At 73.1% G+C, this 25,912-nt stretch carries 22 protein-coding genes; 9 read left to right on the forward strand and 13 right to left on the reverse strand.

Annotation, left to right across the window (positions count from 1 at the left end):
* The first annotated feature begins 79 nt into the window (after window positions 1-79).
* A complete protein-coding gene (locus M0M48_RS13505; RefSeq protein WP_215816963.1) occupies window positions 80-544 on the forward strand; it encodes a hypothetical protein in 465 nt (154 codons plus the stop codon).
* On the opposite strand, the gene M0M48_RS13510 is transcribed toward M0M48_RS13505, so the two are convergent.
* The 4 genes from M0M48_RS13510 to M0M48_RS13525 form a co-directional block, all read right to left on the reverse strand.
* Entirely contained in the window at window positions 541-1,215 is a 675-nt protein-coding gene (locus M0M48_RS13510) for a hypothetical protein (protein ID WP_215816964.1), read from the reverse strand. The two genes, M0M48_RS13505 and M0M48_RS13510, sit on opposite strands and share 4 nt — an antisense overlap.
* Window positions 1,212-3,488 (reverse strand): putative bifunctional diguanylate cyclase/phosphodiesterase, encoded by a 2,277-nt coding sequence (locus M0M48_RS13515; RefSeq protein ID WP_215816965.1) that lies wholly within the window; start codon window positions 3,486-3,488, stop codon window positions 1,212-1,214. The genes M0M48_RS13510 and M0M48_RS13515 overlap by 4 nt, the downstream gene beginning before the upstream one ends.
* 79 nt (window positions 3,489-3,567) lie before the next feature.
* Window positions 3,568-5,574 carry an NAD(+) synthase gene (locus tag M0M48_RS13520; RefSeq protein ID WP_257751548.1) on the reverse strand — a complete coding sequence of 669 codons (2,007 nt, stop codon included), beginning with the start codon at window positions 5,572-5,574 and terminating at the stop codon, window positions 3,568-3,570.
* 9 nt (window positions 5,575-5,583) lie between these two features.
* The gene (locus tag M0M48_RS13525; RefSeq protein ID WP_257751549.1) at window positions 5,584-7,266 is read right to left on the reverse strand and encodes a SigE family RNA polymerase sigma factor; all 1,683 of its coding nucleotides are present in this window, start codon (window positions 7,264-7,266) and stop codon (window positions 5,584-5,586) included.
* Between the two features lie 104 nt (window positions 7,267-7,370).
* Between M0M48_RS13525 and M0M48_RS13530 the strand changes: the two genes are divergently transcribed.
* The 4 genes from M0M48_RS13530 (at window position 7,371) to M0M48_RS30875 (ending at window position 10,819) form a co-directional block, all read left to right on the forward strand.
* Complete coding sequence (locus M0M48_RS13530) at window positions 7,371-7,877, forward strand: VOC family protein (protein ID WP_257751550.1); 507 nt, start codon at window positions 7,371-7,373, stop codon at window positions 7,875-7,877.
* 106 nt (window positions 7,878-7,983) lie between these two features.
* Window positions 7,984-8,856 (forward strand): 3-methyl-2-oxobutanoate hydroxymethyltransferase, encoded by an 873-nt coding sequence (gene panB / locus M0M48_RS13535; RefSeq protein WP_257751551.1) that lies wholly within the window; start codon window positions 7,984-7,986, stop codon window positions 8,854-8,856.
* A 49-nt stretch (window positions 8,857-8,905) separates the two neighbouring features.
* The gene (locus M0M48_RS13540; protein ID WP_257751552.1) at window positions 8,906-10,060 is read left to right on the forward strand and encodes a PQQ-dependent sugar dehydrogenase; all 1,155 of its coding nucleotides are present in this window, start codon (window positions 8,906-8,908) and stop codon (window positions 10,058-10,060) included.
* A 24-nt stretch (window positions 10,061-10,084) separates the two neighbouring features.
* Window positions 10,085-10,819 carry a CatB-related O-acetyltransferase gene (locus tag M0M48_RS30875; protein ID WP_308220386.1) on the forward strand — a complete coding sequence of 245 codons (735 nt, stop codon included), beginning with the start codon at window positions 10,085-10,087 and terminating at the stop codon, window positions 10,817-10,819.
* Between the two features lie 15 nt (window positions 10,820-10,834).
* On the opposite strand, the gene M0M48_RS13550 is transcribed toward M0M48_RS30875, so the two are convergent.
* Complete coding sequence (locus M0M48_RS13550; protein WP_257751553.1) at window positions 10,835-12,862, reverse strand: M3 family metallopeptidase; 2,028 nt, start codon at window positions 12,860-12,862, stop codon at window positions 10,835-10,837.
* 10 nt (window positions 12,863-12,872) lie between these two features.
* The gene (locus M0M48_RS13555) at window positions 12,873-14,084 is read right to left on the reverse strand and encodes a hypothetical protein (RefSeq protein ID WP_257751554.1); all 1,212 of its coding nucleotides are present in this window, start codon (window positions 14,082-14,084) and stop codon (window positions 12,873-12,875) included.
* A 135-nt stretch (window positions 14,085-14,219) separates the two neighbouring features.
* Here M0M48_RS13555 and M0M48_RS13560 point away from each other — a divergent pair, with 135 nt between their 5' ends.
* Window positions 14,220-14,888 carry a thymidine kinase gene (locus M0M48_RS13560; RefSeq protein ID WP_215816974.1) on the forward strand — a complete coding sequence of 223 codons (669 nt, stop codon included), beginning with the start codon at window positions 14,220-14,222 and terminating at the stop codon, window positions 14,886-14,888.
* Window positions 14,889-14,919: 31 nt separating this feature from the next.
* Here the strand turns inward: M0M48_RS13560 and M0M48_RS13565 are convergent, their stop codons facing one another.
* The 7 genes from M0M48_RS13565 to M0M48_RS13595 form a co-directional block, all read right to left on the reverse strand.
* Entirely contained in the window at window positions 14,920-15,684 is a 765-nt protein-coding gene (locus M0M48_RS13565) for a hypothetical protein (RefSeq protein WP_257751555.1), read from the reverse strand.
* A gap of 154 nt (window positions 15,685-15,838) precedes the next feature.
* Complete coding sequence (locus M0M48_RS13570) at window positions 15,839-16,954, reverse strand: hypothetical protein (RefSeq protein ID WP_257751556.1); 1,116 nt, start codon at window positions 16,952-16,954, stop codon at window positions 15,839-15,841.
* Complete coding sequence (locus M0M48_RS13575; protein WP_257751557.1) at window positions 16,951-17,490, reverse strand: SigE family RNA polymerase sigma factor; 540 nt, start codon at window positions 17,488-17,490, stop codon at window positions 16,951-16,953. The genes M0M48_RS13570 and M0M48_RS13575 overlap by 4 nt, the downstream gene beginning before the upstream one ends.
* Before the next feature lie 74 nt (window positions 17,491-17,564).
* Window positions 17,565-18,698, reverse strand: a complete 1,134-nt coding sequence (locus tag M0M48_RS13580; RefSeq protein ID WP_257751558.1) for an alkaline phosphatase family protein — start codon at window positions 18,696-18,698, stop codon at window positions 17,565-17,567.
* 4 nt (window positions 18,699-18,702) lie between these two features.
* Entirely contained in the window at window positions 18,703-19,290 is a 588-nt protein-coding gene (locus M0M48_RS13585) for a DUF5998 family protein (RefSeq protein WP_215816977.1), read from the reverse strand.
* 102 nt (window positions 19,291-19,392) lie between these two features.
* A complete protein-coding gene (locus tag M0M48_RS13590; RefSeq protein WP_257751559.1) occupies window positions 19,393-22,116 on the reverse strand; it encodes a bifunctional acetate--CoA ligase family protein/GNAT family N-acetyltransferase in 2,724 nt (907 codons plus the stop codon).
* Window positions 22,117-22,148: 32 nt separating this feature from the next.
* Window positions 22,149-22,742: a dihydrofolate reductase family protein gene (locus tag M0M48_RS13595; RefSeq protein WP_257759334.1), complete on the reverse strand. Its 594-nt coding sequence runs from the start codon at window positions 22,740-22,742 to the stop codon at window positions 22,149-22,151.
* Between the two features lie 79 nt (window positions 22,743-22,821).
* On the opposite strand from M0M48_RS13595, the gene M0M48_RS13600 reads away from it, so the two are divergent.
* From M0M48_RS13600 to M0M48_RS13610, 3 genes are all read left to right on the forward strand, one after another.
* Window positions 22,822-23,070, forward strand: coding sequence for a type II toxin-antitoxin system Phd/YefM family antitoxin (locus tag M0M48_RS13600; protein WP_215816979.1), 249 nt, complete (start codon window positions 22,822-22,824; stop codon window positions 23,068-23,070).
* Entirely contained in the window at window positions 23,057-23,332 is a 276-nt protein-coding gene (locus M0M48_RS13605) for a type II toxin-antitoxin system RelE family toxin (protein ID WP_257751560.1), read from the forward strand. The genes M0M48_RS13600 and M0M48_RS13605 overlap by 14 nt, the downstream gene beginning before the upstream one ends.
* A gap of 63 nt (window positions 23,333-23,395) precedes the next feature.
* Window positions 23,396-25,912, forward strand: a complete 2,517-nt coding sequence (locus M0M48_RS13610) for a DNA gyrase/topoisomerase IV subunit A (RefSeq protein ID WP_257751561.1) — start codon at window positions 23,396-23,398, stop codon at window positions 25,910-25,912.

Here is a 25,912-nt window from a genome sequence, read left to right on the forward strand (position 1 = left end):
TCTTGTCGAAAGATCGGCCCAGGTCTACCGTCAAAGGTGATGTCCCTTACAAAAGGACCGCTCGAGAAAGGGGCCAGCCATGGCCAGCACCCACGCGTGGGACTCCCTGTCCCACGACATGCGCGAGGAGATGCACGACCTCACGCACTTCGCCACCATCGACGCCGCTCACCAGGGCCGCGTGGCCCTCTGGGCGACCTTCACCGTGCTCCCCCTGCTGTGGGGGCTCGACATGATGACCCACCTCGTGACGGACAGCGCCACGTGGGAGGCCACCATCGCGACCTGGACCAACAACCTGCTGCCGGGCAACGCGGCCGACGCCGTGGTGTGGATCGGTGCGATCACGGTCCTCGCCGGACTGCTCGTCGCCGCCATGCCGCACCTCGGCGGCGACGTGCTCGGCGTCTGGTTCGTGCTCCTCGCCGCCAACCTGTTCAGCGTCGACCAGATGGCCTACCAGGCCGTCGGCATGGTGGCGCTGGCGATCTGCAGCTTCGCGATGGCGCGGATGATGCGCGGCGACCACCGCCGGGAGGCCTAGGCGGAGCGCCGGACCCAGTCGGTCGGGAGGGCGATGCCGTCGAGCCCGATGCCCTGGTAGATCAGCCGGTACGCGTCCGGGTCGGCCTGGCGCTGCCGCTCGAACATCCGGTGCAGGTTCGCCCACAGCGGGGTGCTGGTCGCGGAGCCCAGGTACTCCCCCGTGGAGGTCGCGGGGAGCACCTGGGTCTGCAGCCCCAGCGCCGAGAGCAGGCGCCGCGCGCCCGAGTCCATGATCATCACGACGAACTCGATGCCGTTGGCGAACGCCGCCGTGACGATGCCGTGGTAGAGCGCGGCGGCGCAGAGCCCGCCCCGCCCCGACCCCGGCCGTACGGCGATCGTGGCGATGTCCCAGGTCTTGGCCACGTCGACGCCGGCCGAGCGCGCCGAGCGGAGCCCGTCGACGCCCCACGGCTCGCGTGCGGTGTCGTTGAGCGTCTTGAGGCCGGCCGGCCCGGGCTCGATGATGCGGGCCGTCGCGACGGCCTGGTCGTTCTCGTCGAGCACCGTCATGAATCCGGTGGCGCCGAGGTAGGGGCCGTACTCACGGTCCATCTCGTCGGCGGTGTTGCCGTAGGTGGCGAGGAAGACGTCGGCCTCGCACCGCAGGGCGGCGGCGAGCTCGGCGCCGACGGGATCGAGGACGAAGCGCAGGGGGGCGGCGTTCATCCCTGCATCATCACCGCGGCTTCGCCGGCACGCCAATGCCGGACCCACGCGTCGATCTCGGTCGGCGGCATCGGGCGGGCCACGTGGTAGCCCTGGACCGTGTCGATGCCCATCTCGGCGAGGGCCACGAGGTCCGCGGCGTTCTCGACGCCCTCGGCCACGATCCGCATGTCGAGGGCGTGGGCGAGCTGGATCGTGGAGGCCACGATCTCGCGGCTGCGGGCGTCCTCGGCGACGTTGCGGATCAGCGAGCGGTCGATCTTGAGCTCCTGGACCGGCAGGTTGCGCAGGTAGGTCAGCGACGAGAAGCCGGTGCCGTAGTCGTCGATCGAGACCTGGACGCCGTGCTCGCGCAGGCCGAGCAGCACCTCACGGGTGTGGTGCGGGTCGGCGAGGAAGGAGTCCTCGGTGATCTCCAGGACCAGGCCCTCGGCCGGCACCTGGTGCTCCTCGATCGCGGCGTAGAGCTGGGGCAGGAAGGCCTGGCCGAGCAGCTCGGTGGGCGCGCAGTTGATCGCCACCCGCAGGTCGACGCCCGCGTCGAGCCGGCGCCGGTGGTCGTGCACCGCCTGGCGCGCGATGGTCTGGGAGAGGGTGGTCATCAGCCCCGCCCGGCGCGCGGCCGGGAGGAACGAGACCGGGCTGATCACGCCCTGCACCGGGTGCCGCCAGCGCACGAGCGCCTCGACGCCGGAGATCCGCATGGAGGCGACGTCGAGCTGCGGCTGGTACCAGACCTCGATCTGGCCGTCGGCGATCCCCTTGCGCAGCTCCTCGGCGAGCTGGAGGCGGGAGCGGGAGAAGTCGTCGAGCTCGACGTCGTAGAGCGCGGCGCCCATGCTCGTCGCCTTGGCCTGGTACATCGCGACGTCGGCGCGGCGCAGCATCTCGCCGCTGCCCTGCTCGTCGGGCCCGGCGACGGTGATGCCGATCGAGCCGGACGGGCAGATCTCGATGCCGTCGACCGAGACCGGCTTGCCCAGCTCGCGCAGGACGTTGTGCGCGGTCTCCATCAGCTCGATCTCGTCGCAGCCGGGCACGATGATCGCGAACTCGTCGCCGCCGAGGCGCGCGACGACGTCGCGCGGCCCGAGGGCCTCGCGCATCCGCAGCGCCACCAGGCGCAGCACGGTGTCGCCGACCTGGTGCCCGAGCGCGTCGTTGATCTCCTTGAAGCCGTCGAGGTCGAGCAGCATCAGCGCGAGCGGCTCGCGGGCGGCGATGCTGTCCTCGAGGCGCACCCGCACCGCCCGCCGGTTGGGCAGCTTGGTCAGGTCGTCGGTGCGGGACAGGGCGAACGCCTCGGTCGCCCGGTTGGCGTCGCGCAGGGCCAGGCCCATCCGCCAGGCCACGGTGACCATGGTGAGCACCGCCGGCGGCACCGTGTAGTAGGCGAGCTCGTCGTCGGGACGCAGCATCAGCACCGCGGTCGCGACGGCGCCCGCGGCGACGAGGACCGTCGTACCGGCGGCCTTGGGGACGGTCCGGATGACCGACGTGGGCGGCCGGCACGCGGCGGTGACGAGCAGCGCGAAGGCGCCACCCCAGAGCGCGATGCTGACGTTGCCGAAGTCGTAGGTGCTCGCCGAGGCCTGGAGCGCGAAGGCCGAGTCCGCGGCGGCCAGCAGCACGAACGCGACGCCGAGCATGACCGACTTGCCCAGGTCGGTGCGCGCGAGCAGGAGGGACTGGCCGAGCACGGCCAGCGCCAGCACCAGGTCGGCCAGCGGGTAGATCAGCGCCAGCAGCAGCGGGACGCCCTCCTGCCCCGAGGCGAGCCGGATCGGCGTGACGAGCAGGAGCGAGGCCACGCAGGAGGTGCCGCCGCAGATGACGGCGATGTCGAGCCAGCCGCGGGTGGGCCGCAGCTGGCGCCGGTCGACGTCGAGCATGAGGTAGCCGGCCATGCCCAGGTAGGACATCAGGAAGAACCACTCACCGGTCGCCGGGAAGTGGTGCTGCGAGGCCACCCCGCCCGAGTTGACCGACATCGAGCCGATCGCCCACGCGGTCACCGCGGCCAGCAGCAGGAGGAGCCCGGCCCGGCGCCCGGCGTAAAGGCGGACGGCGAGGGCCAGCCGCAGCACCAGCATCGGGAAGAAGACGGTCAGGGTCGCCAGCAGGATCGTCTGGCTCGTCTGGTGGGTCGCCGACGCGGCGACCTGGTTGGCCAGCAGCCCGAAGATCAGCCAGCCCCACGAGGCGTACGCCACCACCCGCTCGGCGGTGGCGACCCGGGGAGCCCCCGAGGCGGTGGCAGTCCTGCGGCCCACGGCTCGTCGACCTCCCTCGTCCCGTGAACGGGCCCTGGTCAGGCCCTCGTGTGTCCTGTCGGCAGGCGTCTGCCGATCCTTATGCGTCCGGCACGTTCGCCGTCAGCTCGGCCAGCCAGGCGGCCGGGCTCGCGTCGGACGGCATCCGCCAGTCACCCCGTGGTGACATCGTCCCGCCCGGGCTCACCTTGGGCCCGTTGGGCAGCGCCGAGCGCTTGAACTGGCTGCTGAAGAAGCGCCGGACGAAGACCTCGAGCCACTTCCGGATCGTCGCCAGGTCGTACGACGCCTCGCCGCTCCCCCACGCGTGGTGCGCCAGGAACGCGATCTTGCTCGGCCGGTAGCCGCGGCGCAGCACGTGGTAGAGCGTGAAGTCCTGCAGCGCGTAGGGCCCGACCGAGTCCTCGGTGCGCTGCTCGCCGCCGGGGATCAGCTCGGGGGTGATCTCCTGCTCCAGGATCGCCTGCAGCACCTGGTCGGCATCGTCGTCGTAGTGCCCGTCGTGGAGCTGGTCGGTGTCGATCACCCAGCGGATGAGGTGCTGGATGAGCGTCTTGGGCACGCCCGCGTTGACGTTGTAGTGCGACATCTGGTCGCCGACGCCGTAGGTGCACCACCCGAGCGCGAGCTCGGAGAGGTCGCCCGTGCCGAGCACGATCCCGCCGCGGTGGTTGGCGAGGCGGAACAGGTAGTCGGTGCGCAGCCCCGCCTGGACGTTCTCGAACGTGATGTCGTAGACCGGCTCGCCCTCGGAGAACGGGTGCCCGAGGCCCTCCAGCATGGTCCGCGCCGCGGGCTTGATGTCGAGCTCCTCGAACGTGCACCCGAGCGCCAGCGAGAGCCGCGTGGCGTAGGCCTTGGTGGTCTCGCCCGTCGCGAAGCCCGGCATCGTGAACGCGTGGATGTCGCTGCGCGGGCGGCCGAGCCGGTCCATCGCCTTGGCCGCGACGATCAGCGCGTGGGTGGAGTCGAGGCCGCCGCTGACGCCGATCACGATCTTGGGCTGGCCGATCGCGCTGAGGCGCTGCTCCAGCCCGGAGACCTGGATGTTGTAGGCCTCGTAGCAGTCCTGGGCGAGCCGGGCCGGGTCGTCGGGGACGAACGGGAAGCGGTCGACCCGTCGGCGCAGCCCGATGTCGCCTGCCGGCGGGTCCAGGGTCAGCTCGACCCAGCGGAAGTCGTCGGCCTCGACCCCGGTCCCCCGGCGGTTGTCGTCGAACGTGCCCTGGCGTAGCCGCTCCTGGCGCAGCCGGTCGAGGTCCACGTCGACGACCGTGCGCCGCGGCCCGTCGGGGAAGCGCTCGCCCTCGCCCAGCAGGTCGCCCATCTCGTAGACCATCGTCTGGCCGTCCCACGACAGGTCCGTGGTCGACTCGCCCTGGCCCGCCGCGGCGTAGACGTACGCCGCGTTGCAGCGCGCGCTCGCGCTGCGCGCCAGCAGGTGCCGGTCCTCGGCCCGCGCGATCGTGATCGGGCTGCCGGAGAGGTTGGCCAGCACGGTGGCCCCCGCGAGCGCCGCCTGGGCGCTCGGCGGCACGGGCACCCACATGTCCTCGCAGACCTCGACGTGCAGGTGCAGCCCCGGTACGTCGGTCGCGCTGAAGATCAGGTCCGGCCCCAGCGGGACGCGCGTACCGGCGACCACGATGTCCTGCCCGTGCAGGTCGTCGCCCGGCGCGAACCAGCGCCGCTCGTAGAACTCGCGGTAGGTCGGCAGGTAGGACTTCGGCGCCACCCCCAGCACCTCGCCGCGGTGGATCACCACCGCGCAGTTGAGCAGCCGGTTGCCGTGGCGCAGCGGCGCGCCCACGACCAGGATCGACATCAGGTCACCCGAGGCCGCGACGATCTCGGCGATGCCCGCGTGCACCGCCTCGAGGAGCACGTCCTGGAGGAAGAGGTCGTCCACGGCGTACCCGGTCAGGCCCAGCTCGGGGAAGACCGCGACCGCCACTCCCTCGTCGTGGCAGGCGCGCGCCTGCTCGATCGTGCGGGCGGCGTTGGCCGCCGGGTCCGCGACGGCGACGGGCAGCGTCACCGCGGCGACCCGGGCGAACCCGTGGGCGTAGGCCGAGTAGAAGTCCACAGGGCGAGTCTAGGGACTCGCGAGGAGACCCATCGCGACACTCACGGCCCCCATCGACGAGGGTCCGCTGGTGAGCCGTTCGAACGCCCCGGTGCTGGGGTGCCAGGCGACGAGGTGCCAGGTCTCCGCACCGATCTCCATCTCTCCGAACCGCATCGGCCCGACCAGAGCCAGGACGGTGTCGGCGTCGAGGAGGCCGACCGTGCGGAGGTAGCCGTTGTTGCCGTAGACCGAGTTCGGGTCCGGCACCGAGGCCGCGGCCAGCAGGTCGCCCGCGGTGACGTCGAGGATGAGCAGCCCGGTGGTCCCCGTCGGGAGCTGCGTGCCCGAGCCGACGAACGCGATCCGGCCGAAGCCGCTGACCACGCCGGTCGCCCAGTAGCTCGACGGCAGCGTCCGCACCTTCCTGCCGTCCTGCCACACGTCGAACCCCTGGTAGGCCTCCGGCTGCTCGACGGCGGTGCCATCGCGGTCGGTCGTGACCACCATCGACCCGAGCCGGCCGTAGGGCGCCTGTTCGCCGGTCCCGTCGGGCCGCACCAGCCACCCACCGCTCCAGTGCGCCACGTACCACCCCTCGTCACCGGGCAGCCAGGTCAGCGCCGGCGGGTTGTCCCAGCGCTCCGCGATGGGCTTCGGCCAGGGCACGGTGCGGTCGGCACCGGTCGTCACGTCGACCACCCGGATGCCGTCGTAGGTGGCGAACGCGACCTGCGTGCCGTCGTACGACAGGGCGGGGGCGAGGGTGCCCCCGAGCGTGTCGGCCAGCAGGTCCGCGGTCCCGGCGACGCAGCGCCAGGTGCCGTCGGTGCCGAGCAGGCGCAGGTCCGCGCCCGGCTCGGGCAGGGCGAGCACCGCGCCCCCGGGCAGCGGCTCGCGCAGCACGCTCGGCACGCTCCGGGCCGGCGGCGGGTCGAGGCGGCGGGGCAGCACCGAGGCCCGGACCGGGGCGTCCACGACCGTGAACGGGTCCCAGCGCTCGATCCGGGGCGCAGCCGCCGCGGTCCCGCTCGGCACGGTCGTCGGCACCGTCGTCGGCGCGATCGGGGGCGGCTCAGCGCCCCGGTCGCCGCGGGTCACCAGGACCCCGGCCAGCACCACCAGGACGACGGCGAGCGCGGCCCCGCCGACCACCCGGCGCTGGGCCCGGCGCCGCCCCGCCTCGCGCACGGCCCGCTCCCCCAGCCCGGCGGGCGCCACCAGGTCGAGCAGCTCGGGCGCCCCCGAGCGCAACCGGGCCAGCGCCGCGGAGTTCTGGCTCTTGACCGTGCCCACCGAGACGCCGAGCGCCTCGGCCGTCTCGCGCTCGCTCAGGTCGTCGAAGTGGCGCAGCACGACCACCGCGCGCTGCGACGGGGTCAGCCGGGCGAGCGCCTTCTGCACGACGAGCACCGCCTCGGGGTCCGACGAGACGCTCGCGGCCGCGACCACCGCCACCGCGCCGTCGTGCACGTCGGCGACGGGGACCTCCCGCCCGTGCCGGCGCCACCACGACACGTGGTCGTTCGCGATGATCCGCCGCGCGTACGCCGTCGGGTACCCCGCGCGCAGCCGCCGCCACCGCAGCGCGACCTTGACCAGCGCCTCCTGGACCAGGTCCTCGGCGCGGTGCAGGTCGCCGGTCAGCAGGTACGCCGAGCGCAGCAGCGGCTGCTCCGCACCCGCCGCCCAGGCGGTGAAGTCGTCGTCCATCGCGTGCCGTCCTCCGGTCGGTCCGCCCATCCAACGCGAGCCGCGCCCGGATGGTTGGCACGACCTGCCGATGAGTCCCGCGCCCGGCGGCGGTCTGCCCCCGCATGAGCCTCGCGAGCAACCACATCCAGCCGTGCCTGTGGTTCGACGACACGCTGGAGGAGGCCGCGCGCTTCTACACCGGCATCTTCCCGAACTCCTCGATCGACCACCTCAGCCGCTACGGCGACGCGGGCCCGGGCGCGCCGGGCAGCGTGATGGCCGGGGCGTTCACGCTCGACGGGCTCACGTTCCGCGGGATCAACGGCGGGCCGGCGTTCCCGTTCACCGAGGCGGTGTCGTTCTCGGTCACCTGCGACGACCAGTCCGAGGTCGACTACTACTGGGACTCGCTCGCCGACGGCGGCGAGGAGTCGGTGTGCGGGTGGGTCAAGGACCGCTTCGGGCTGTCCTGGCAGATCGTCCCGGCGCGGCTCTACGAGCTGGTCGCCGACCCCGTCCCGGAGCGCGCGCTCGCCGCCACCCGGGCGATGCTCGGGATGCGCCGGATCGTCGTCGCCGACCTCGAGGCGGCCGCCGACGCGGCCGCCGCGGCGACCACTCCGGGGTGACCGAGCACACAGCGCGCGGAGGGCTCTCCCGCGACTAGCCTCGTCGTGTCCGTCAACGAACGTGGACCCGCTCGCGCGGGCCGCGAGTCACCAGAAACGGAGCTCGATGATGAGCAACGCCCCCGAAGAAGCCGCCCCCTACGGCGGTCCCGCGGCAGCCGCCGCACCCAGCGCGTCCGCGCCGATCAAGCGGATCCGCACGCACCACCTGCGCGAGATGAAGCAGCGCGGCGAGCGCTTCTCCATGCTCACCAGCTATGACCAGTACACCGCGCAGATCTTCGACGAGGCCGGGATCGAGGTCCTCCTCGTCGGCGACAGCGCGTCCAACAACGTCTTCGGCAACACGACCTCGCTGCCGGTCACGGTCGACGAGCTGCTCCCGCTCACCCGCGCCGTGAGCCGCTCGGTCTCCCGGGCCCTCGTGGTCGGCGACCTGCCGTTCGGCTCCTACCAGGCCTCGCCCGAGCAGGGCTACCTGACGGCCGTGCGGTTCATGAAGGAGGCCGGCGCCCACTGCGTCAAGCTCGAGGGCGGTGCCGAGATGGCCCCGCAGATCGAGCGGATGACCCAGGGCGGCATCCCGGTGATGGCCCACATCGGCTTCACGCCGCAGTCCGAGCACACCCTCGGCGGCTACCGGGTCCAGGGCCGCGGCGACACCGCGGCCCGGGTCCTGCGCGACGCCGAGGCGGTCCAGGAGGCCGGCGCCTTCGCCGTCGTCATGGAGATGGTGCCCGGCGACGTCGCCGCCGAGGTGACGGCGAAGCTCGAGATCCCGACCATCGGCATCGGCGCGGGCAACCAGTGCGACGGTCAGGTCCTCGTCTGGCAGGACGCCTTCGGCCTGCGCACGGGCCGGCTCCCCCGGTTCGTCAAGGAATACGCCGACGTCCGCACCACGCTGCTCGACGCCGCCCGCGCGTTCGACAGCGAGGTCAAGGACGGCAGCTTCCCGGCGCCCGAGCACACCTTCTGAGCGGCCCGGGCTGAGCCCACCGACCGGCAGGACGGCGTACGGTCGTCGCATGCGTGCGCGTCGACTCGTCGTCCTGCCGGTCCTGGCCCTGCTCGCCACCACCCTCTCGGCCGCGGGCTGCCGCGCCGAGGAGCCCCGGGCCGCGGCGGCCGGCCTGCGCGTCGCGGTCGTCGCCGACGGCCTCGACCACCCGTGGGAGGTCGCCGAGCTGCCGACCGGTGACCTGCTCGTCACCCAGCGCGAGCGCCGGACGCTGACCCTGGTCGACCCGGCCACCGGCAGCCACCGCGACCTGGCCTTCCCGAGCGCGAGCGTCTGGGCGCGCGGCGAGACCGGCCTGCTCGGGCTCGCGGTCGACCCGCAGTTCACGAGCAGCCGCCGCATCTACACGTGCCAGGGCTGGCGGCTGGCCGGCGGCGGCCACGACATCCGGGTGATCGCCTGGACCCTCGACGCCGGGCTCACCCGGGCCACCCCGGCCCGCACGCTGCTGACCGGGCTGCCCTCGAACTCCATCGGCCGCCACGGCGGCTGCCGGCTGCTGATCCTGCGCAACGGCGCCCTCGTCGTCGGCACCGGCGACGCGGCCCAGGGCCGCAACCCCCAGAACCTGCGCTCCCTGGGCGGCAAGGTGCTCCGCCTGGACCGGATGACCGGCCGGGCCTGGCCCGCGAACCCGTGGGCCGACCGCAAGGGCAAGCGCCGCTACGTCCTCAGCTACGGCCACCGCAACGTCCAGGGACTCGCCCAGCGCGCCGACGGCACGCTGTGGTCGGTCGAGCACGGCACCTCGCGCGACGACGAGATCAACCTGATCCGCAAGCGCGGGAACTACGGCTGGAACCCCGTCCCGGGCTACGACGAGACCCGCCCCATGACCGACCAGCGCCTGCCCGGCAAGCAGCTCGCCGCCCGCTGGCGCTCCGGTGACCCGACGATCGCGCCGTCCGGCGCCGCCTTCGTGCGCGGCTCCGCCTGGGGCCGGTACAACGGCGCGCTCGCGGTCGCCGTCCTCAAGGACCAGCGGCTGCTGTTCGTCCGGTTCAGCGCCCGGGGCAAGCTGCGCTGGACCGACGCCCCCGCCGAGCTGCGCGCCTACGGCCGGCTGCGCGACGTCACCGCCGCGAGCGACGGCTCGCTGCTCGTCACCACCGACAACGGCGACGGGCACGACGTCCTGCTGCGGGTGCGTCCACCCGCCTGATCCCGCTGTGACAGCATCGCGGCCATGGCTGACACCCCCGACCAGGTCCGTGGTCGCGCCAAGCTCAAGCACCAGCGGGTCTCGCGCGTGCGCATCGAGGCCCCGGTCTGGTTCATGGGGCCCACCGTGTCCAAGACCGCCCTCGAGATCGGCGCCTTCACCTACCTCGTCGGCGGCGTGATCGACTCCTGCTCCTCGATCGGCCGCTACTGCTCGCTGGCCGCGGGCGTGCGGATCGGCGAGCCGGACCACCCCACCGACTGGCTCTCCACCTCCCCCTTCCAGTACGACGCCGGCCGGTTCGGCTGGCACCCGGCCGCCGCCGAGAGCACTCCCCTGGAGCCGGCCGGCTTCCCGCGCGGGCCCGCGACGATCGGCAACGACGTGTGGATCGGCGCCAACGCCGTCGTGCTCCGCGGCGTCCACGTCGGCGACGGCGCGGTGATCGCGGCCGGGGCCGTCGTGACGCGCGACGTGCCGCCGTACGCGATCGTGGGCGGGGTGCCGGCCAAGGTGATCCGCTCCCGCTTCGCCCCGGACCTGGTCGCCGCGCTCCAGGAGGTCGCCTGGTGGCGGTTCAGCCCGAACCAGCTCGCCGGGCTGCCCTTCGACGACCCGGCCGCGGCGGTCGCCGAGCTGCGCCGGCGCATCGACGAGGACGGGCTGACGCCGTACCCCGGGGAGTGGCGGACCTACCAGGACGAGGACGCCCAGCCCCCGGCCCCCGAGCCGGCGCGCTCGCGCTGGCGCCGCGGCTGAGCCGCCCGGTCCCCGTCAGTCCAGCCCGCGGCGCGCGAGCAGCGGCTCGATCGGCGCCGGCCGGCCCCGCCACTCCTCGTAGGACTCCAGCGGGTCGCGGGTGCCGCCGATGCCGATCACGTGGCGCAGGTACTGGTCGCCGTTGGCGCGGGTGAGCCCGCCGTTGTCCTTGAACCAGGCGACCGTGTCCGCGTCGAGCAGCTCGCTCCAGATGTAGGAGTAGTACGCCGAGGCGTAGCCCGAGCTGAAGCTGTGGGCGAAGTAGGGCGTCGCGTAGCGCGGCGGCACCGCCGGGTTGTCGAGCCCCGCGGCGGCGAGCGCGCGCTGCTCGAACGCGGCGACCTCGGCGACGTCCGCCGGCACCTCGTCGGGGCCGAGCTCGTGCCAGGCCAGGTCGATGAGTGCGGCGGCGAGGTACTCGCTCGTCGCGAACCCCTCGTTGAACGTCTCGGCCGCACGCAGCCGCTCGACCACCTCGGCCGGGATCGGCTCCCCGGTCTCGTGGTGGATCGCATAGCTGGCGAGCACCTCGGGCCACAGGATCCACATCTCGTTGACCTGCGAGGGGTACTCGACGAAGTCGCGGAAGACCGCCGTCCCGCCGAACTTGGGGTACGTCGCCCGCGCCAGCAGTCCGTGCAGCGCGTGCCCGAACTCGTGGAACAGCGTGCGGGTCTCGTCCCAGGTCAGCAAGGTGGCCTCGCCGTCGGCGGGCAGGGGGACGTTGAGGTTGTTGACCACGACCGCCGTCTCGACCCCGAGCAGCGTCGAGGGCGTGACGAAGCTGCTCATCCAGGCCCCGCCGCGCTTGGAGTCGCGGGTGTAGAGGTCGAGCAGGTAGAGCCCGATCGGCACACCGTCGCGGCTGACCTCGAAGACCCGGACGCCGGGGTGGTAGCCGGGCAGGTCGGGGCGCTCCTCGAAGGTCAGCCCGTAGAGCCGCTCGGCGGCGAAGAAGACGCCGTCGCGCAGCACCCGCTCCGCCTCGAACCACGGACGCAGCGCGGCCAGGTCGACGTCGTAGCGGGCGGTGCGGACCTTCTCGGCGTAGAACGGCCAGTCCCACGGCTCCACCGCGAAGCCGGCCTGCGCCGAGAGCGCCTCCTGCTCGCGGCGGGCGTTGCGGGCGGCCGGCGCGGCGAGCCGCTCGAGGAGCGAGCGGACGGCCTTCGGCGTACCGGCGGTGTTGTCGGCGGTCACCACGGCGGCGTGGTTGTCGAAGCCGAGCAGCCGGGCCCGCTCGGCGCGCAGCCGCAGCACGTCGAGCGCCAGCGCCCGGGTGTCGTGCTCGCCGCCGCGGCTGCCCCGGCTGCGCTGGGCCGCGGAGAGCCGGCGGCGCAGGTCGCGGTCGGTCAGCGCGGCCAGGTGCGGGTGGGCGGTCGGCAGCACGAGCGTGAGCAGGTAGCGCCCGTCGAGCCCGCGGCTCGCGGCCGCGGCGGCGGCCGCGGAGACCTCGCCGGGGGTGAGCCCGGCGAGCTCGGCGGCGTCGTCGACGACGACCGCGAGGTCGTTGCTGTCGGCCTGGAGCGCCAGCTCGAAGGCGGTCTCCTTGGTGGAGATCTCCTCGTTGAGCGCGCGCAGCCGCGCCTTGTCGTCCTCGCCGAGCGCGGCGCCGGCGAGCCGGAACTCGGTGACATAGCGGTCGACCAGGTACGCCGCCTCGGCATCGAGCCCGCTGCGGTCGGCGTGGACCGCCTGGAGCCGCGCCCACAGCGCCGGGTCGAGCAGGATCGCGTCGCTGTGCGCGGCCAGCCGCGGCGCGAACTCCGCCCGCACCGCGTCGACCGCCGGGTTGGCGTCGGCGCTGGCCTTGTTGCCGAACACCCGCAGCACCCGCGCCAGCGCGGTCCCGCTGCGCTCGAGCGGCTCCATCGTGTTGGCGAAGGTCGGTGGCGCCGGATCGGCCGTGATCGCGGCGATCGCGGCGATCTGCTCGGCCATCGCGGTCGCGATGGCCGGGGCGTAGTCGTCGTCGGTGATGTCCGCGAAGCGCGGCAGCTGGTGGGGGAGGTCGCTGGGCCCGAGAAGTGCGTCCGTCGTCACGGAGCCCACTCTAGGACGTGGGTGCTGCGCCGGGGTCCGGCTCTGGTGAGGGTTCTGGAGAAGGTTCGGGGGACGGCTCGGGGGCGGGCTCGGGTGCGGGCTCGTCCTGAGGGTCGGGCGTCGGCGTCGGCGTCGGCTCGGGGGTGGGCGTCGGCTCGGGCTCGGGTTCCGGCTCCGGCTCGGGCTTGGTCTCCGGGTCGGGCGTCGGCTGCGGCGCCGGCTTCGGCGGCGTCACGAACACCGGCTCCGGAGCCCGGACGAAGCGCTTGCGCGGCGCCCGCGCGATCATCGTGACCACGGTGTCGCCGGTCAGCCGGGCCGGCACCGGCGCGAGCCCGGAGCCGGGCACCAGCGCGACGTCCGCCGCCAGGTCCTTCTCGTAGCCGGCCACCAGCCGGCGCACGGCCGCCGGGAAGCCGCGGGTCGCGTCGTACCTCGCGAGGGCGGCGCGCAGGTCGGCCGGCTCGGCCAGGTCGTGCCCGTCGGCGCACAGCAGCACCGCCGCGCCGAGCGCGGCGTCGTCGAGGTCCTGCGGGTCGCGGACCCCGTCGCCGTCGGCATCGACCGCGACCGTGCTCCAGGTCGCCGGCAGCAGTCCCATCGGGCCCACCGGCGCGTCCCACAGCGGGCGGGCGTCGAGGCGTCCGCCGTCGGAGTCGGAGACCGCGGACCGGCCCTGGCGTCCGTTGAGCGGCCGCCCGACGTACGCCGGCTCGACCTTGCCCTCGGCGCTCACCCGGTACTTGCCCGGCTCCCCCAGACCCAGCCCGTGACCGGACTCGATCCGGCCGAGCGCCGCGAGCACGAGCCAGTCCAGGTGGCACGAGGTCGCCGTGTCGATCACGGTCGCGGCCCGCTGGTAGGCGACGACCGCCTGGGGCGGCGCGGCGGCCAGCCGGTCGGCCGGCGGACGCGCATCCACCTCCGGTACGACGAGCAGCCCGGCCGCCTGCACGGTCGCGGTCCGCTCCGCACCGGCGTCCGGCGCCGGGTCCGCCGCAGCCGGCGGCGGAGGTGCCGGGCTCGCCGGCGGGTCCGCCGCGGCCGACGGGCTCGCCGGCACGGCGTCCGCAGGAACAGCCGGGCCCGCCTCCCGCTGCGGCGCGCCGCCGCGGTGCAGGATCCCGGTGGTGGCGAGGACGACCGCGACGAGCGCGAGCACCACGGCGAGCAGGAGGGCGCGCCGAGCGCCACGTCGTACGAGTGCGGCGACGTCCCCCACGTGCCCCACCTCCCTTGAGTCGGGCTGGATCCTCCAGTGTTCGCCCGGATCGCCCCGGACGCACGCGTTTCACCAGAACTTCACCGACCCGGCGCCGACTCATCCCCAATGTTGGGGCGATGAGAGGATGCGCGGGTGGCCGAGCTGACCTTCCGCACCGGGACGATGGACACGGGGAAGTCGACCCTGGCCCTCCAGACCAACCACAACCACGCCGCCCGCGGCCGCGTCGGCCGCCTCTTCACCTCGCACGACCGGGCCGGCGTCGCGATCGTCTCCTCGCGCCTGGGCCTGAGCGCCCACGCCCAGGAGGTCGACGACGTCTTCGACTTCTGGCGCTTCACCGTCGAGGCCCTCACCCAGGGCGCCCGGATCGACTACATGATCTGCGACGAGGCCCAGTTCTACACACCCGCCCAGATCGACCAGCTCGCCAAGGTCGTCGACGAGCTCCAGATCGATGTCTTCTGCTTCGGCATCCTCACCGACTTCCGCACCCGCCTCTTCCCCGGCGCGGCCCGCCTCGTCGAGCTCGCCGACCGCACCGAGGTCCTCCAGGTCGAGGCCCTGTGCTGGTGCGGCAAGCGCGCCACCCACAACGCCCGCACCGAGAACGGCGTCATGGTCACCGAGGGCGAGGTCATCGTCGTCGGCGACGTCGACGCCGCCGAGCAGCTCCCGGCCGTCGACGACGAGGTCGAGGTCGCCTACGAGGTCCTCTGCCGCCAGCACCACCGCCGCGGGCTGACCGCGGCCCGAGCCCGCGCGGTCAGCCTCTCCCCCGAGCCGCTGCCGTTCTCCTAGGCAGGGCGCGGGGGCGGTCGACGGCCAGTCGTCAGCGGCAGGCGCTGTAGGCGCGCACGACCTTGGCCTTGCCGCCGCCCTTGAGCTTCACGACGGCCTTGATCGAGCTCGCCCTGGACGGGATCTTCTTCAGCTTGATCTTCTGCCCGGCCCGCACGCGCTGGACCGAACCGACCTTCTTGCCGCCGGCCTTGAACACCACCGACTTCACCTTGCGGGCCTTGCCGGTCGCCTTGACCGTGGCCTGGTGGCTGCTGCAGCTGACCTGGTACGGCAGCTTCACGTACGACGAGCCCTTGCCCGCGGCGGCCGCGTTCGCCGTACCGGGCTGGGTGATCGCGAGGGTCCACGCCCGCCGCCCCGTGCCGGTGATCCGGACGACGACCCGATCGCCCTTGCGGAACGACACGTTCTCGACATCCGTGACCGACGTGGCGGCATCGACGGCGTCCCCGTCGTCGGGGCCGATGTCGGCGGCGACGCAGACACCGTTGCGGTAGACGAACAGCAGGAAGATGCTCGGCGCACCGTCCGTCCGCCGGACCGCGAACCGCCGCGGTCCGTCGGACTGCGACACGAAGGAGACCACCTCGGCCGGCTCGGTGATCGTCGGGCCACTCGTGCCGCACCGGTCGTTGTCGACGTCGGGCGGATAGGCGCCCAGCGGCGGCTCGGTGCCGTCCAGGTCACCCTGGTAGGTGGAGTCCGCCCGGGCTGCCGGAGCGACTGCCGCGACCGACACGACGGACGTGGCGAGGGCAGCGACGAGCGCGACGATGCGACGGGGAGTGGTCATGAGGCAGAAGGTAGGTCATTCGTGAGGCGGCACGAAATGCGGGCCTGGCTCGGCCGCACGCGCTGGAGACCAGACGACCTTCACCCCTGCTGCCACTTCGAGCCTCACCACCGCCTTCACGCGAACGTCACCAGCGGCGAGACCTCGGCGAAGCTCAGCCGACCATGATCCCGGGTAGCACGAGCGTCTCGAAGTCGAGGCCCGTCGCCACCGGCGTGCAGGTCCCGGCCGGCACCGCGCAGCGCACCAGGTCCGTGCTGTCGTCCTTCTCCTCGACCACCGCGAGCAGGGTGCTGTCGTCGAGCCACTGGTACCCGCGGACCTCGCGGGCCGCGGCGCCGGACGGCGGCACCAGCGGCACGGCCTGGCGGTCGGCGACGTTCCAGACGGTGCCCGCGTCGGCGGCGGCGACCCAGGTCCCCGCCGGCGACAGCACGCCCGGGGAGCCCAGGTCGCGATAGCTGATCAGCGCGCGGCCGTCGGCGTCGACGAGCTCCATGCCCTGGTCGCCGCCGTCGGGCGACTCGACGAGCTGCACCCGCAGCCCCTGGCGTACGTCGGCGATCCACTGCAGGTGCTGGAAGTCCGCGAGCACGCGGGCATCCCCGCTGGCGAGGTCGGTCGCGACGGTGCCCCGCCCGTCCAGCCAGTACGCCGTCCCGTCGTCGATCGCGAAGAACTCCGCCACCGCGCGCCGGTTGCTCGACTGTTGCCCCAGCACCTGCTCAGCGCCGGTCGTGAGGTCGTGGACGACGAACCCCGGCGCGTCGGGCGAGGTCGCGTCGACCCAGCCGACCAGGCCGGCGCGCGGGTCGGCGACGAGCCGGACCTGCGCGTCCCGGTCGCCGCTCCCCTCGGCCCAGGCCCGGCCGAGGGTCTCGACGGCGCCGCCGCGGTAGCCCAGGACCCGGCCGTCGGTGGCGAGGAAGGCGAACCCGGCGGAGGTCTGCACGTAGGTGCGCACGTCCGCGCCGAGGTCGACCTGCTGGGTCGGCGAGTGCAGCACCTGGCCCACGATCCAGGTGGGATCGGTGACCTGGGGGGTGGTGACGACGGGGACGCGGTCGCGGCCGTGCTTGTCGCCGCCCCCGGTGGCGAGCGCGATGCCGCCCGCGACGAGGACGACGGCGGCGACGCCGGCGAGGGCGCTCATTCCGCGGCGCCGTCGCTGCACGGCGCGGTCGCCGTCCTCGAAGACGGCGGTCAGGTCGACCGCCGCGAAATCCACGTCGGCGGCCCGGTCCATCAGGGTCTTCAGCTTCTCGGTCATGCCAGCACCCCTCCCGAGGCGATCAGGTCGTCGATGTCGAGCTCGTCCCCCATCAGGGTCCGCAGCCGGGCGAGCCCGGCGGAGGCCTGGCTCTTGACCGTGCCGACGGCGCAGCCCAGCGCCTCGGCGGTCTGCCGCTCGGTCAGGTCCTCGTAGTAGCGCAGCACGATCACGGCGCGTTGGCGCGGTGCGAGCTGGGCGAGGGCCGCCAGCAGCGAGTGCCGTACGACGAGCGCGTCGGCGTGGCCGGCGTCGATCGTCTCGGGCCGCTCCGGCAGCGTGTCGGTGGCCCGCTCCGACCAGCTCCGCTTGCGGAACCAGGTGATCGCCGTGGTGGTGATCGCCTTGCGGGTGTAGGCCTCCGCCGCCGCGGTCTGTCGCAGGCGCGGCCACGCGACGTAGGTCTTGGTCAGTGCCTCCTGCACCAGGTCCTGGGCGAGGCCGACGTCGCCGACCATCAGGTATGCCGCCCGGTGCAGGGAGGCCGAACGGGCCGCGACGAACTCCGCGAACGCCGCCCGGTCACGTGCCGCCATGGTGCCTCCGGTCCTCGGGGGCCCGCTGTCCGGCCCCGCTCATCCACCCAGACGACGCGAGGTGCCGGAAAGGTTCAGTCGAGCAGGACGGGAATCAGCATCTCATCGGGCGTCAGCGACCCGTGCATGCCGATCAACCGCGACTCGTAGGGGAATCCCTCGGTCGACAGCACCGCGAACTCGCCCTTGCAGGCGACGACGACGTCGCCGATCCGCGGCAGCACCGACGGGTCGACCGGGCCGAACCAGCCGCGGCCGATCGCCTCGGCCCGGGTCAGGACGTCGGCGCGCTCGCCGAGCACCTCCCGCCAGGTCGTCACGACGTCGGGGACCGCGCCGCCGGCGCAGTAGAGGTGCCGGAACCGGGCCTCTCCCCCGACGAGGGCGACCCCGGAACGCAGGTCGTCGTGACCGGCGACGTCGATCCGGCTGTCGGGGCCGACGTCGACCATGCCGTGGTCGGCGATGACGACGAGCCGGCGGTCGGCCGGCAGGGCCTCGCGCAGCTGCTCGGCCTCGTGGTCGATCATGGCGAGCTGCTGGAGCCACTGGCTGGAGGCGACGCCCCAGCGGTGACCGGTCCAGTCCAGGTCGCCGTCGTAGACGTAGGTGAGCGCCGCCTGGCCCGCGTGGGGCGTCGACGCGCCGATGACGGCGGCGATCCGCTCGCCGACCCGGTCCACGCCGACGTAGTCGGCGCCGCGGTGGGCCGCGACGGTCAGCCCGCTGCCGTTGAACTCGCGCTTGTTGACGACCGTGACCCGCACACCGGCGTTCTGCAGCGACGAGAACGCGGTCTGGTGCGGCTGCCACTGGGTCGGCTCGATGTCGTGGTCCCACAGCAGCGCGTTGAGCAGCTCGCTGGTGCCGGGGATCCGCGTGGTGAACCCGACCAGGCCGTGCGCGCCCGGCGTCAGGCCGGTGCCGAGCGAGGTCAGCGAGGTCGAGGTCGTCGACGGCACGCCCGCGGTCGCGGGGGTCGAGCCCGCCAGCAGCGACGAGAGGTACGGCGCCGCGTGGGCGTAGCGCTCCAGCAGCCGGGCGCCGAGCCCGTCGATGAGGAAGACGACGTACGACGACGCGTCCGGCAGGCTCAGCCCGCTGGGCGCGGTGCCGACGGGACTGCCGAGCGCCCGGGCGATCGCGGGCACCACGTCGCCGAGCGAGCGGACGCCGTACGCCGGCTCGCAGAAGGCAGCCTGCTCCACCCGGTCAACCCCTCGTCAGCGCGGAGAGCGACGCGGCGAACGAGAGCAGCCCGCCGACCGCGTCGGTGCCGTCGGCGGCCGCGGAGACCCGCAGCGAGAAGTCGTCGGACGACGACGTGCCCGTGTAGCCGTGGTCGGCCTCGCACTGGGGGTCGCTGCACGCGGCCGGCTCCAGGTCGATCCGGCTCACCGCGCCCCACCCGATCGTCAGCACCGCCTCGGCGGGCGGGCGCGGTCCGGCGGTCGGGTTGGTGGTCATCCGGGTGACCACGACCGAGGCGACGGCGCGCAGGCTGACCGCCTCGGTGGAGGTCGAGGTGTAGGGCTCGGGCAGCAGGTCGTCGCCCGCGTGCTCGTCGGTGTGCGCGAGGATCAGCCGGGTCGGCGTCAGCACGATCACCGTCTGGTGCCGGCGCACCTCGTCCCGCTCGAAGGTCGGCTCGTGGTGCACGTAGTACGACACCACGGCCTCGCCGCCGAGCGCGTCGGTGACCGCGTCGGAGACGACCTCGGGGTAGTAGCCGGTCCGGTCGATGGCGGCCTGGAGCTCGGTGATCCGGTCCCCTTCGTGAGAGCGGGCACGTGTGGGCATGCGGGAATCCTCGCACGACCAGCGCGGCAGCGCGGCGGGAGGCGCCATCCGGGCAGCTTGCTGCCTCTTCGAGGCGCCGGAGACGCGCTCGCGCCGACGAGGTCAGTCTGGGATCGTGGTGGCGAGGTCGGGCATCCGGCGCACGAGCGAGTCCGGCCGCGGGTCCTTGACCGCCGCGACCCGCCCGGACGCGGTCAGCACGGTCGCCGTGTCGACGCCGGCCAGCACCAGCGAGAGCTCGAGCGAGGCGACCTGGGGCAGGTCGTTCTGGAGCTCGGCGACGCGGGTGATGAGGTCCTCGATCGCACCGACGTCGACCGGGTCGGCGCCGCGGTAGCCGAACAGCAGCGGCGAGCTCTTGACCTCGCGCACCATCGCGGCGACCTCGTGCTGGCCCAGCGGCGGGATCCGGTAGGACCAGTCCCCCAGCAGCTCGATGACGGGCCCGGAGATGCCGAACGACACGACCGGCCCGAAGAGCGGGTCCTCGAACGAGCGGACCGAGATCGGCACGCCCGTCGGGGCGTTGCGCTGGACGACGAACCGCCCGATGCCCGGGTCGATCAGGCCGCCGAGGTAGTCCCACGCCTCGCGCATCTCGGGCGCGGTCGGGATGTTGCGCCACACGTGGATCTGGTCGGGGCGCTCGCGCACCGCCGGCAGCGTGGACTTGAGGACGACGTCCCAGTCGAGCCGCTCGCCCGCGGCGATCGCCTCGTCGATGTCGGAGACCGGGATCGTCGGCCACAGCTGGATGCCGTAGGCGTTGAGCAGCGTCGTGAGCTGGGCCTGGTCGAGCTCGACCTCGCGGTCGTTGGCGACGACCTCGGGGTCGGCGAGGATCCGGTCGACCAGCCGCTTGGCGCTGCGCGCGTCGACCTCGCCCGCGTCGGCGGACGGGCCGTCGGGGGCGTGGAGCCACACGGCGTACTCGACGACGCGGGCCAGCGCGCGCACCGCCGCCTCGACCGCCGGGTACGACGGCACGGAGCCGCGTCCGGCCGAGGAGCCCGCGACGTCGGGGACCCGCAGCAGCTCGGGGATGCCCTCGGCACCGAGGAAGGACGACACGAGCGGCTTGTCGGACTGCTCCCCCACGGCCGCCAGCACGTTGGCGACCTCCTCGCCCGACACGTCGAGCGGCGGGATGTAGACGGCGATGACCGAGTCGACGTCCGGGTCGTCGATGGCGTCGTCGAGCGCGTCCTCGAAGTCCTCGGCGGTCGCGTCGGCACCGAGCGCGACCGAGCGGTTGACCACCAGGCCGACCGCGGACGCCGCGTCGGCGGCGAGCAGCCCCAGCGCGTCGGAGTTGCCGACGATCGCGACCCGGCGCCCGCGCGGCAGCGGCTGGTGCGCGAGCAGCTGGGCGACGTCGAACATGTCGTCGAGGGTGTCGACCTGGATCACCCCGGCCTGGCGGAACATCGCGTCGACCGCGGCCTGGGGGGCGCCGATGCGCCGTACCGTGTGGCCCATCGGGACACCCTGGGTCGTCCGGCCCGACCGGACCGCGACGATCGGCTTGCGGTGCGAGACCCGGCGCGCGATGCGGGAGAACTTGCGCGGGTTACCGATCGACTCGAGGTACATCATGACGACCTCGGTGGAGTCGTCCTCCTCCCAGTACTGCAGGAGGTCGTTGCCGGAGACGTCGGCGCGGTTTCCCGCGCTGACGAAGGTCGAGATGCCGAGGCCCCGGTTCTTGACCTTCTCGAGGATCGCCGAGCCCAGCGCACCGGACTGGCAGAAGAAGCCCGCACGCCCGCGGGCCGGCATCACCGACGACAGCGAGGCGTTGACCTGGACCGTCGGGTCGGTGTTGAGCACGCCGAGGCAGTTGGGCCCGATCAGCCGCAGCCCGTAGGAACGGCACAGCCCCGCCAGGTGACGCTGCCGCTTGCGGCCCTCCTCGCCGGTCTCGGCGAAGCCGGACGAGATGACGATCAGCCCGTGCACGCCCTTGTTGGCGCAGTCGAGCACGACGTCGGTCACCGCGTCGGCCGGGACGGCGACGATCGCGACGTCGACCTCGTCGGGGATGTCGTTGACGTTCTTGTACGCCGGCATACCCGACACCGCGGGCGCGCTCGGGTTGACCACGTAGACCCGGCCGGTGAAGTCGGCCGTCACCAGGTTGCGGACCAGGACCTGGCCGATCGTGTCCTGGCGACGGCTCGCGCCGATGATCGCGACCGAGCGCGGGTTGAAGAAGCGCTGGATCGACGCCGCCTCGGCGGCGTGCTCGCGATCGCGCATCACGCCGATCGCCGTGTCGGTCGGGTCGATCGAGAACTCCAGCGTGATCACGCCGTCGTGGTAGCCGCTCGCGACCCGGTAGCCCGCGTCGCGGAAGGTCTGGATCATCCGGTTGTTGTCGGGCAGCACCTCGGCGGTGAACCGCTCGACGCCGCGCTCCCGGCCGGCCTGGGCGAGGTGCTCGAGCAGCAGCTGGGCGATCCCGCGGCCCTGGTGCTCGTCCTCGACGAGGAAGGCGACCTCGGCCTCGCGGTCGGCCACGACGTCGTAGCGGCCCACGGCGATCATGCGCTCCTGGAGGATCAGCACGAGCGCGACCCGGTCGCGGTTGTCGACGTGGGTGAACCGGCGTACGTCACGGTCGGAGAGGACCGGCATCGGCGAGAAGAACCGGTAGTACTTGGACTCGTCGGAGACCCGCGCGTAGAACTCCACCATCAGGTCGGCGTCCTCGGGCCGGATCGGCCGGATGTGCGCCGTACGCCCGTCGCGGAGCAGGACGTCGCCCTCCCAGTGCGCGGGCGGCGCCTCGATCTCGTCCGTGGGGGTCGGGTCGCCGGGGCTCACGGGGAGAAATCTATCGGCCCCGGCCACACGCGTCAGCGCCGCACGCGGTACTTCAGGTGCAGGACCCGGTCCCCTTGCACCACGACGTCCGGATCCTCCAGCATCCGCTGCCCCGCGAACGACCCGAAGTAGCGCTTCCCGGACCCGAAGACCACCGGCACGACATCGATCGCCACGACGTCCACCAGGCCCGCCGCGAGCGCCTGACCGCCGATGTCCCCGGCGCAGATCGCCAGCACCCCGTCGTCCCCCGCCCGGCGCTTGCCCTCCGCCACCGCCGCCGCGATGTCGTCGAAGAACGGCACATCTGCCTCCGGGTGCCACCCCTCCGGCTTCGGCCGGTGCGAGACCACCAGCAGGTGCTCCCCCGCCGGCGGACGGGCGTCCCACCCGTTGGTCAGGTCGAACAGCCGCCGGCCCTGGATGATCGCCCGGATGCTGCGCCACATCGGCCACACGTAGTCGTGCGAGGCCTTCGAGACCGCGAACGGCCCGGGCTCGGCGCCGTCCTCGCTGAGCGGGAGGCTGCCGTTGAAGTACCAGTCGAAGAGCGGGCCCACGTCGTCGTTGTCGTCCGCGATGAAGCCGTCGAGGGAGGCCACCGCGTGCATCATCACCGTCGTCATACCGGGACAGACGGGCGCACCGGGCGAATCTCATCGGCAACTCTTGTACAACTCAACCCCCGACTTGTACCGTTGCTCCATGTCCACCGTGCCCGTCTCCGCTGCTCGTAGCGATCTCGCAGCGGTCATCGCCTCCGCGGCAGACGAAGCCGTGCACCTCCAGCGTCGCGGACAGACGGTCGCGGTGCTGATCAGCCCGGAGCGCTACGACCAGCTCATGGAGGCGTGGGAGGAGATGGAGGACGTCGCGGCGTACGACGAGGCGGCGGCCTCCGACGACCCGCGCATCCCCTGGAACCAGGTCCGGGCCGACCTTGGCTGGGTCTGAGCCGCAGCGCTACCGGATCGAGCTGACGACCGCCGCCGCGCGCCAGCTCCGGCGCCTCGATCGGCCCACCGCGCTGCGGATCCGTGGCGCGATCGAGCTCCTCGCCCGCGATCCCCATCCACCGGCGAGTCGCCGGCTCGTGGGACGCCCCGCCTACCGCGTGCGGGTCGGCGACTACCGCATCCTCTACACCGTCGAGGACGACGTGCTGGTCGTCGCCGTCTTCCGCGTGGGCCATCGTCGCGACGTCGACGAACGCTGAGCCTCGCCCCTCATCGGCGAGCCCCCGCCCGACCTGTCGGACCCACCCGGAAGAATGCCCCCCATGGCAAGGCGCACCCAGCAGGATCCCCTCCCGGAGGACTTCGAGGAGCACATCCTCGACACCGACATCCGCGACGAGATGCAGTCGTCCTTCCTGGAGTACGCCTACTCGGTGATCTACTCCCGCGCGCTCCCCGACGCGCGCGACGGTCTCAAGCCCGTCCAGCGGCGCATCCTCTACACGATGAACGACATGAACCTGCGCCCCGACCGCGGCCACGTGAAGTCCGCGCGCGTCGTCGGTGAGGTCATGGGTCGGCTGCACCCGCACGGTGACGGCGCGATCTACGACGCCCTGGTCCGCACCGCGCAGTCGTGGTCGCTGCGGCTGCCGTTCGTCGACGGGCACGGCAACTTCGGCTCGCCCGACGACCCGCCGGCGGCCATGCGATACACCGAGTGCCGGATGGCGCCGGCGGCCATGGCCATGACGGAGTCGATCGACGAGGACACGGTCGACTTCAAGCCCAACTACGACAGCCGCGAGTACGAGCCGACGGTGCTGCCCTCGGCGATCCCCAGCCTCGTCGTCAACGGTACGACGGGCATCGCGGTCGGCATGGCGACCAACATGGCGCCGCACAACCTGGTCGAGGTGGTCCAGGCGCTGCGCCACCTGATCCAGCACCCCAAGACCGACATCGACGGCCTGATGAGGTTCATCCCCGGGCCCGACCTGCCGACCGGCGGCAAGATCGTCGGCCTCGACGGCATCCGCGACGCCTACGAGAGCGGCCGCGGCGTCTTCAAGATGCGCGCGACCGCGCGGGTCGAGACGATCGGGCGGCGCAAGGGCATCGTCGTCACCGAGCTCCCCTACGGCACGGGCACCGAGAAGATCGTCGAGCGGATCAAGGTCCTGGTCCAGTCCAAGAAGCTCCAGGGCATCGCCGACATCAAGGACCTCACCGACCGCGAGAACGGCCTGCGCCTGGTCATCGAGGTCAAGAACGGCTTCGTCCCCGAGGCGCTCCTGGAACAGCTCTACAAGCTCACCCCGCTCGAGGACTCCTTCGGCATCAACAACGTCGCGCTGGTCGACGGCCAGCCGCGCACGATGGGCCTCAAGGAGATGCTGGAGGTCTTCCTCCAGCACCGGTACGACGTCGTCCGCCGCCGTTCGCAGTTCCGCCGCAACAAGAAGGCCGCCCGCCTGCACCTGGTCGACGGCCTGCTGCTGGCCCTCCTCGACATCGACGAGGTCATCCAGGTCATCCGCACCAGCGACAACTCCGCAGCCGCCAAGGAGCGGCTGATGAGCGTCTTCGAGCTCTCCGAGATCCAGGCCGAGTACATCCTCGAGATGCAGCTGCGGCGCCTGACCAAGTTCTCCCGCCTCGAGCTGGAGAAGGAGCAGGAGGAGCTCCGCAAGGAGATCGAGGAGCTCGACGCCATCCTCGACGACGAGGGCCTGCTCAAGAAGCTCGTCTCCTCCGAGCTGGGCGACGTCGCCAAGACCTTCGGTACGCCGCGGCGTACCGTCCTGCTCGAGTCGGCCGGCACCACGGCGGTCGCCGCGGCCGCCGCACCGCTCGAGGTCGCCGACGACCCGTGCTTCGCGCTGCTGTCCGCGACCGGCCTGCTGGCCCGCACCAGCTCGGCCGACGAGATCGGCACCGGCGGCGGCCGGGCCAACCACGACGTCATCGTCTCCGCGGTGCGCACCTCGGCGCGCGCCGACCTGGGCGTGCTGACCTCGGCCGGCCGGCTGCTGCGCCTCGCGGTGCTCGACCTCCCGGCGATCCCGCCCTCGGCCAACGAGCCGAACCTCCAGGGCGGGCTGCCGCTCAGCGAGGTCCTCGAGCTGGCCAAGGGCGAGCGGGCGCTCGCGCTCACCACGCTGACGACCGAGGGCCCGGGCCTCGCGCTCGGCACCCGCCAGGGCGTCGTCAAGCGGGTCAACCCCGAGGTCCTCAACAAGGACGAGTGGGAGGTCATCTCGCTCAAGGACGGCGACGAGGTGGTCGGCGCGGTCCAGCTGACGACCGGTGCCGAGGAGCTCTGCTTCGTCACCTCCGACGCCCAGCTGCTCCACTACCCCGCCGACGGCGTCCGTCCCCAGGGGCGCTCCGGCGGCGGCATGGCCGGCGTCCGGGTCGCCGACAAGGAGCGCGTCGTCTGGTTCGGCGTGCTCGACCTCAACGCACCGGGAGGCGTGGTCCTGGTGACCGCGTCCGGCTCCGCCACGGCGCTGCCCGGCACCGAGCCCGGCTCGGTCAAGGTCACCGACTTCTGGGAGTACCCCGCCAAGGGCCGGGCCACCGGCGGCGTACGCTGCCACCGCTTCCTCAAGGGCGAGGACACCCTGGTCTTCGCCTGGGCCGGTCCCGCCCCGGCGCGGGCGACCGCGGCCAGCGGCGCGCCGGTCGACCTGCCCGACGCCACCGGCCGGCGCGACGGCTCCGGCCTGCCCGGCAGCCAGCCGATCGTCGCCGCCGCGGGCCCGCTCACCGCGACGCTGTCCGTCGCCCCGTCGGCGGATGCCGCGCCGCCGGCCTCGGGCGATGTGTCAGGGTGA

Source organism: Pimelobacter simplex (assembly GCF_024662235.1).
Lineage (GTDB): Bacteria > Actinomycetota > Actinomycetes > Propionibacteriales > Nocardioidaceae > Nocardioides.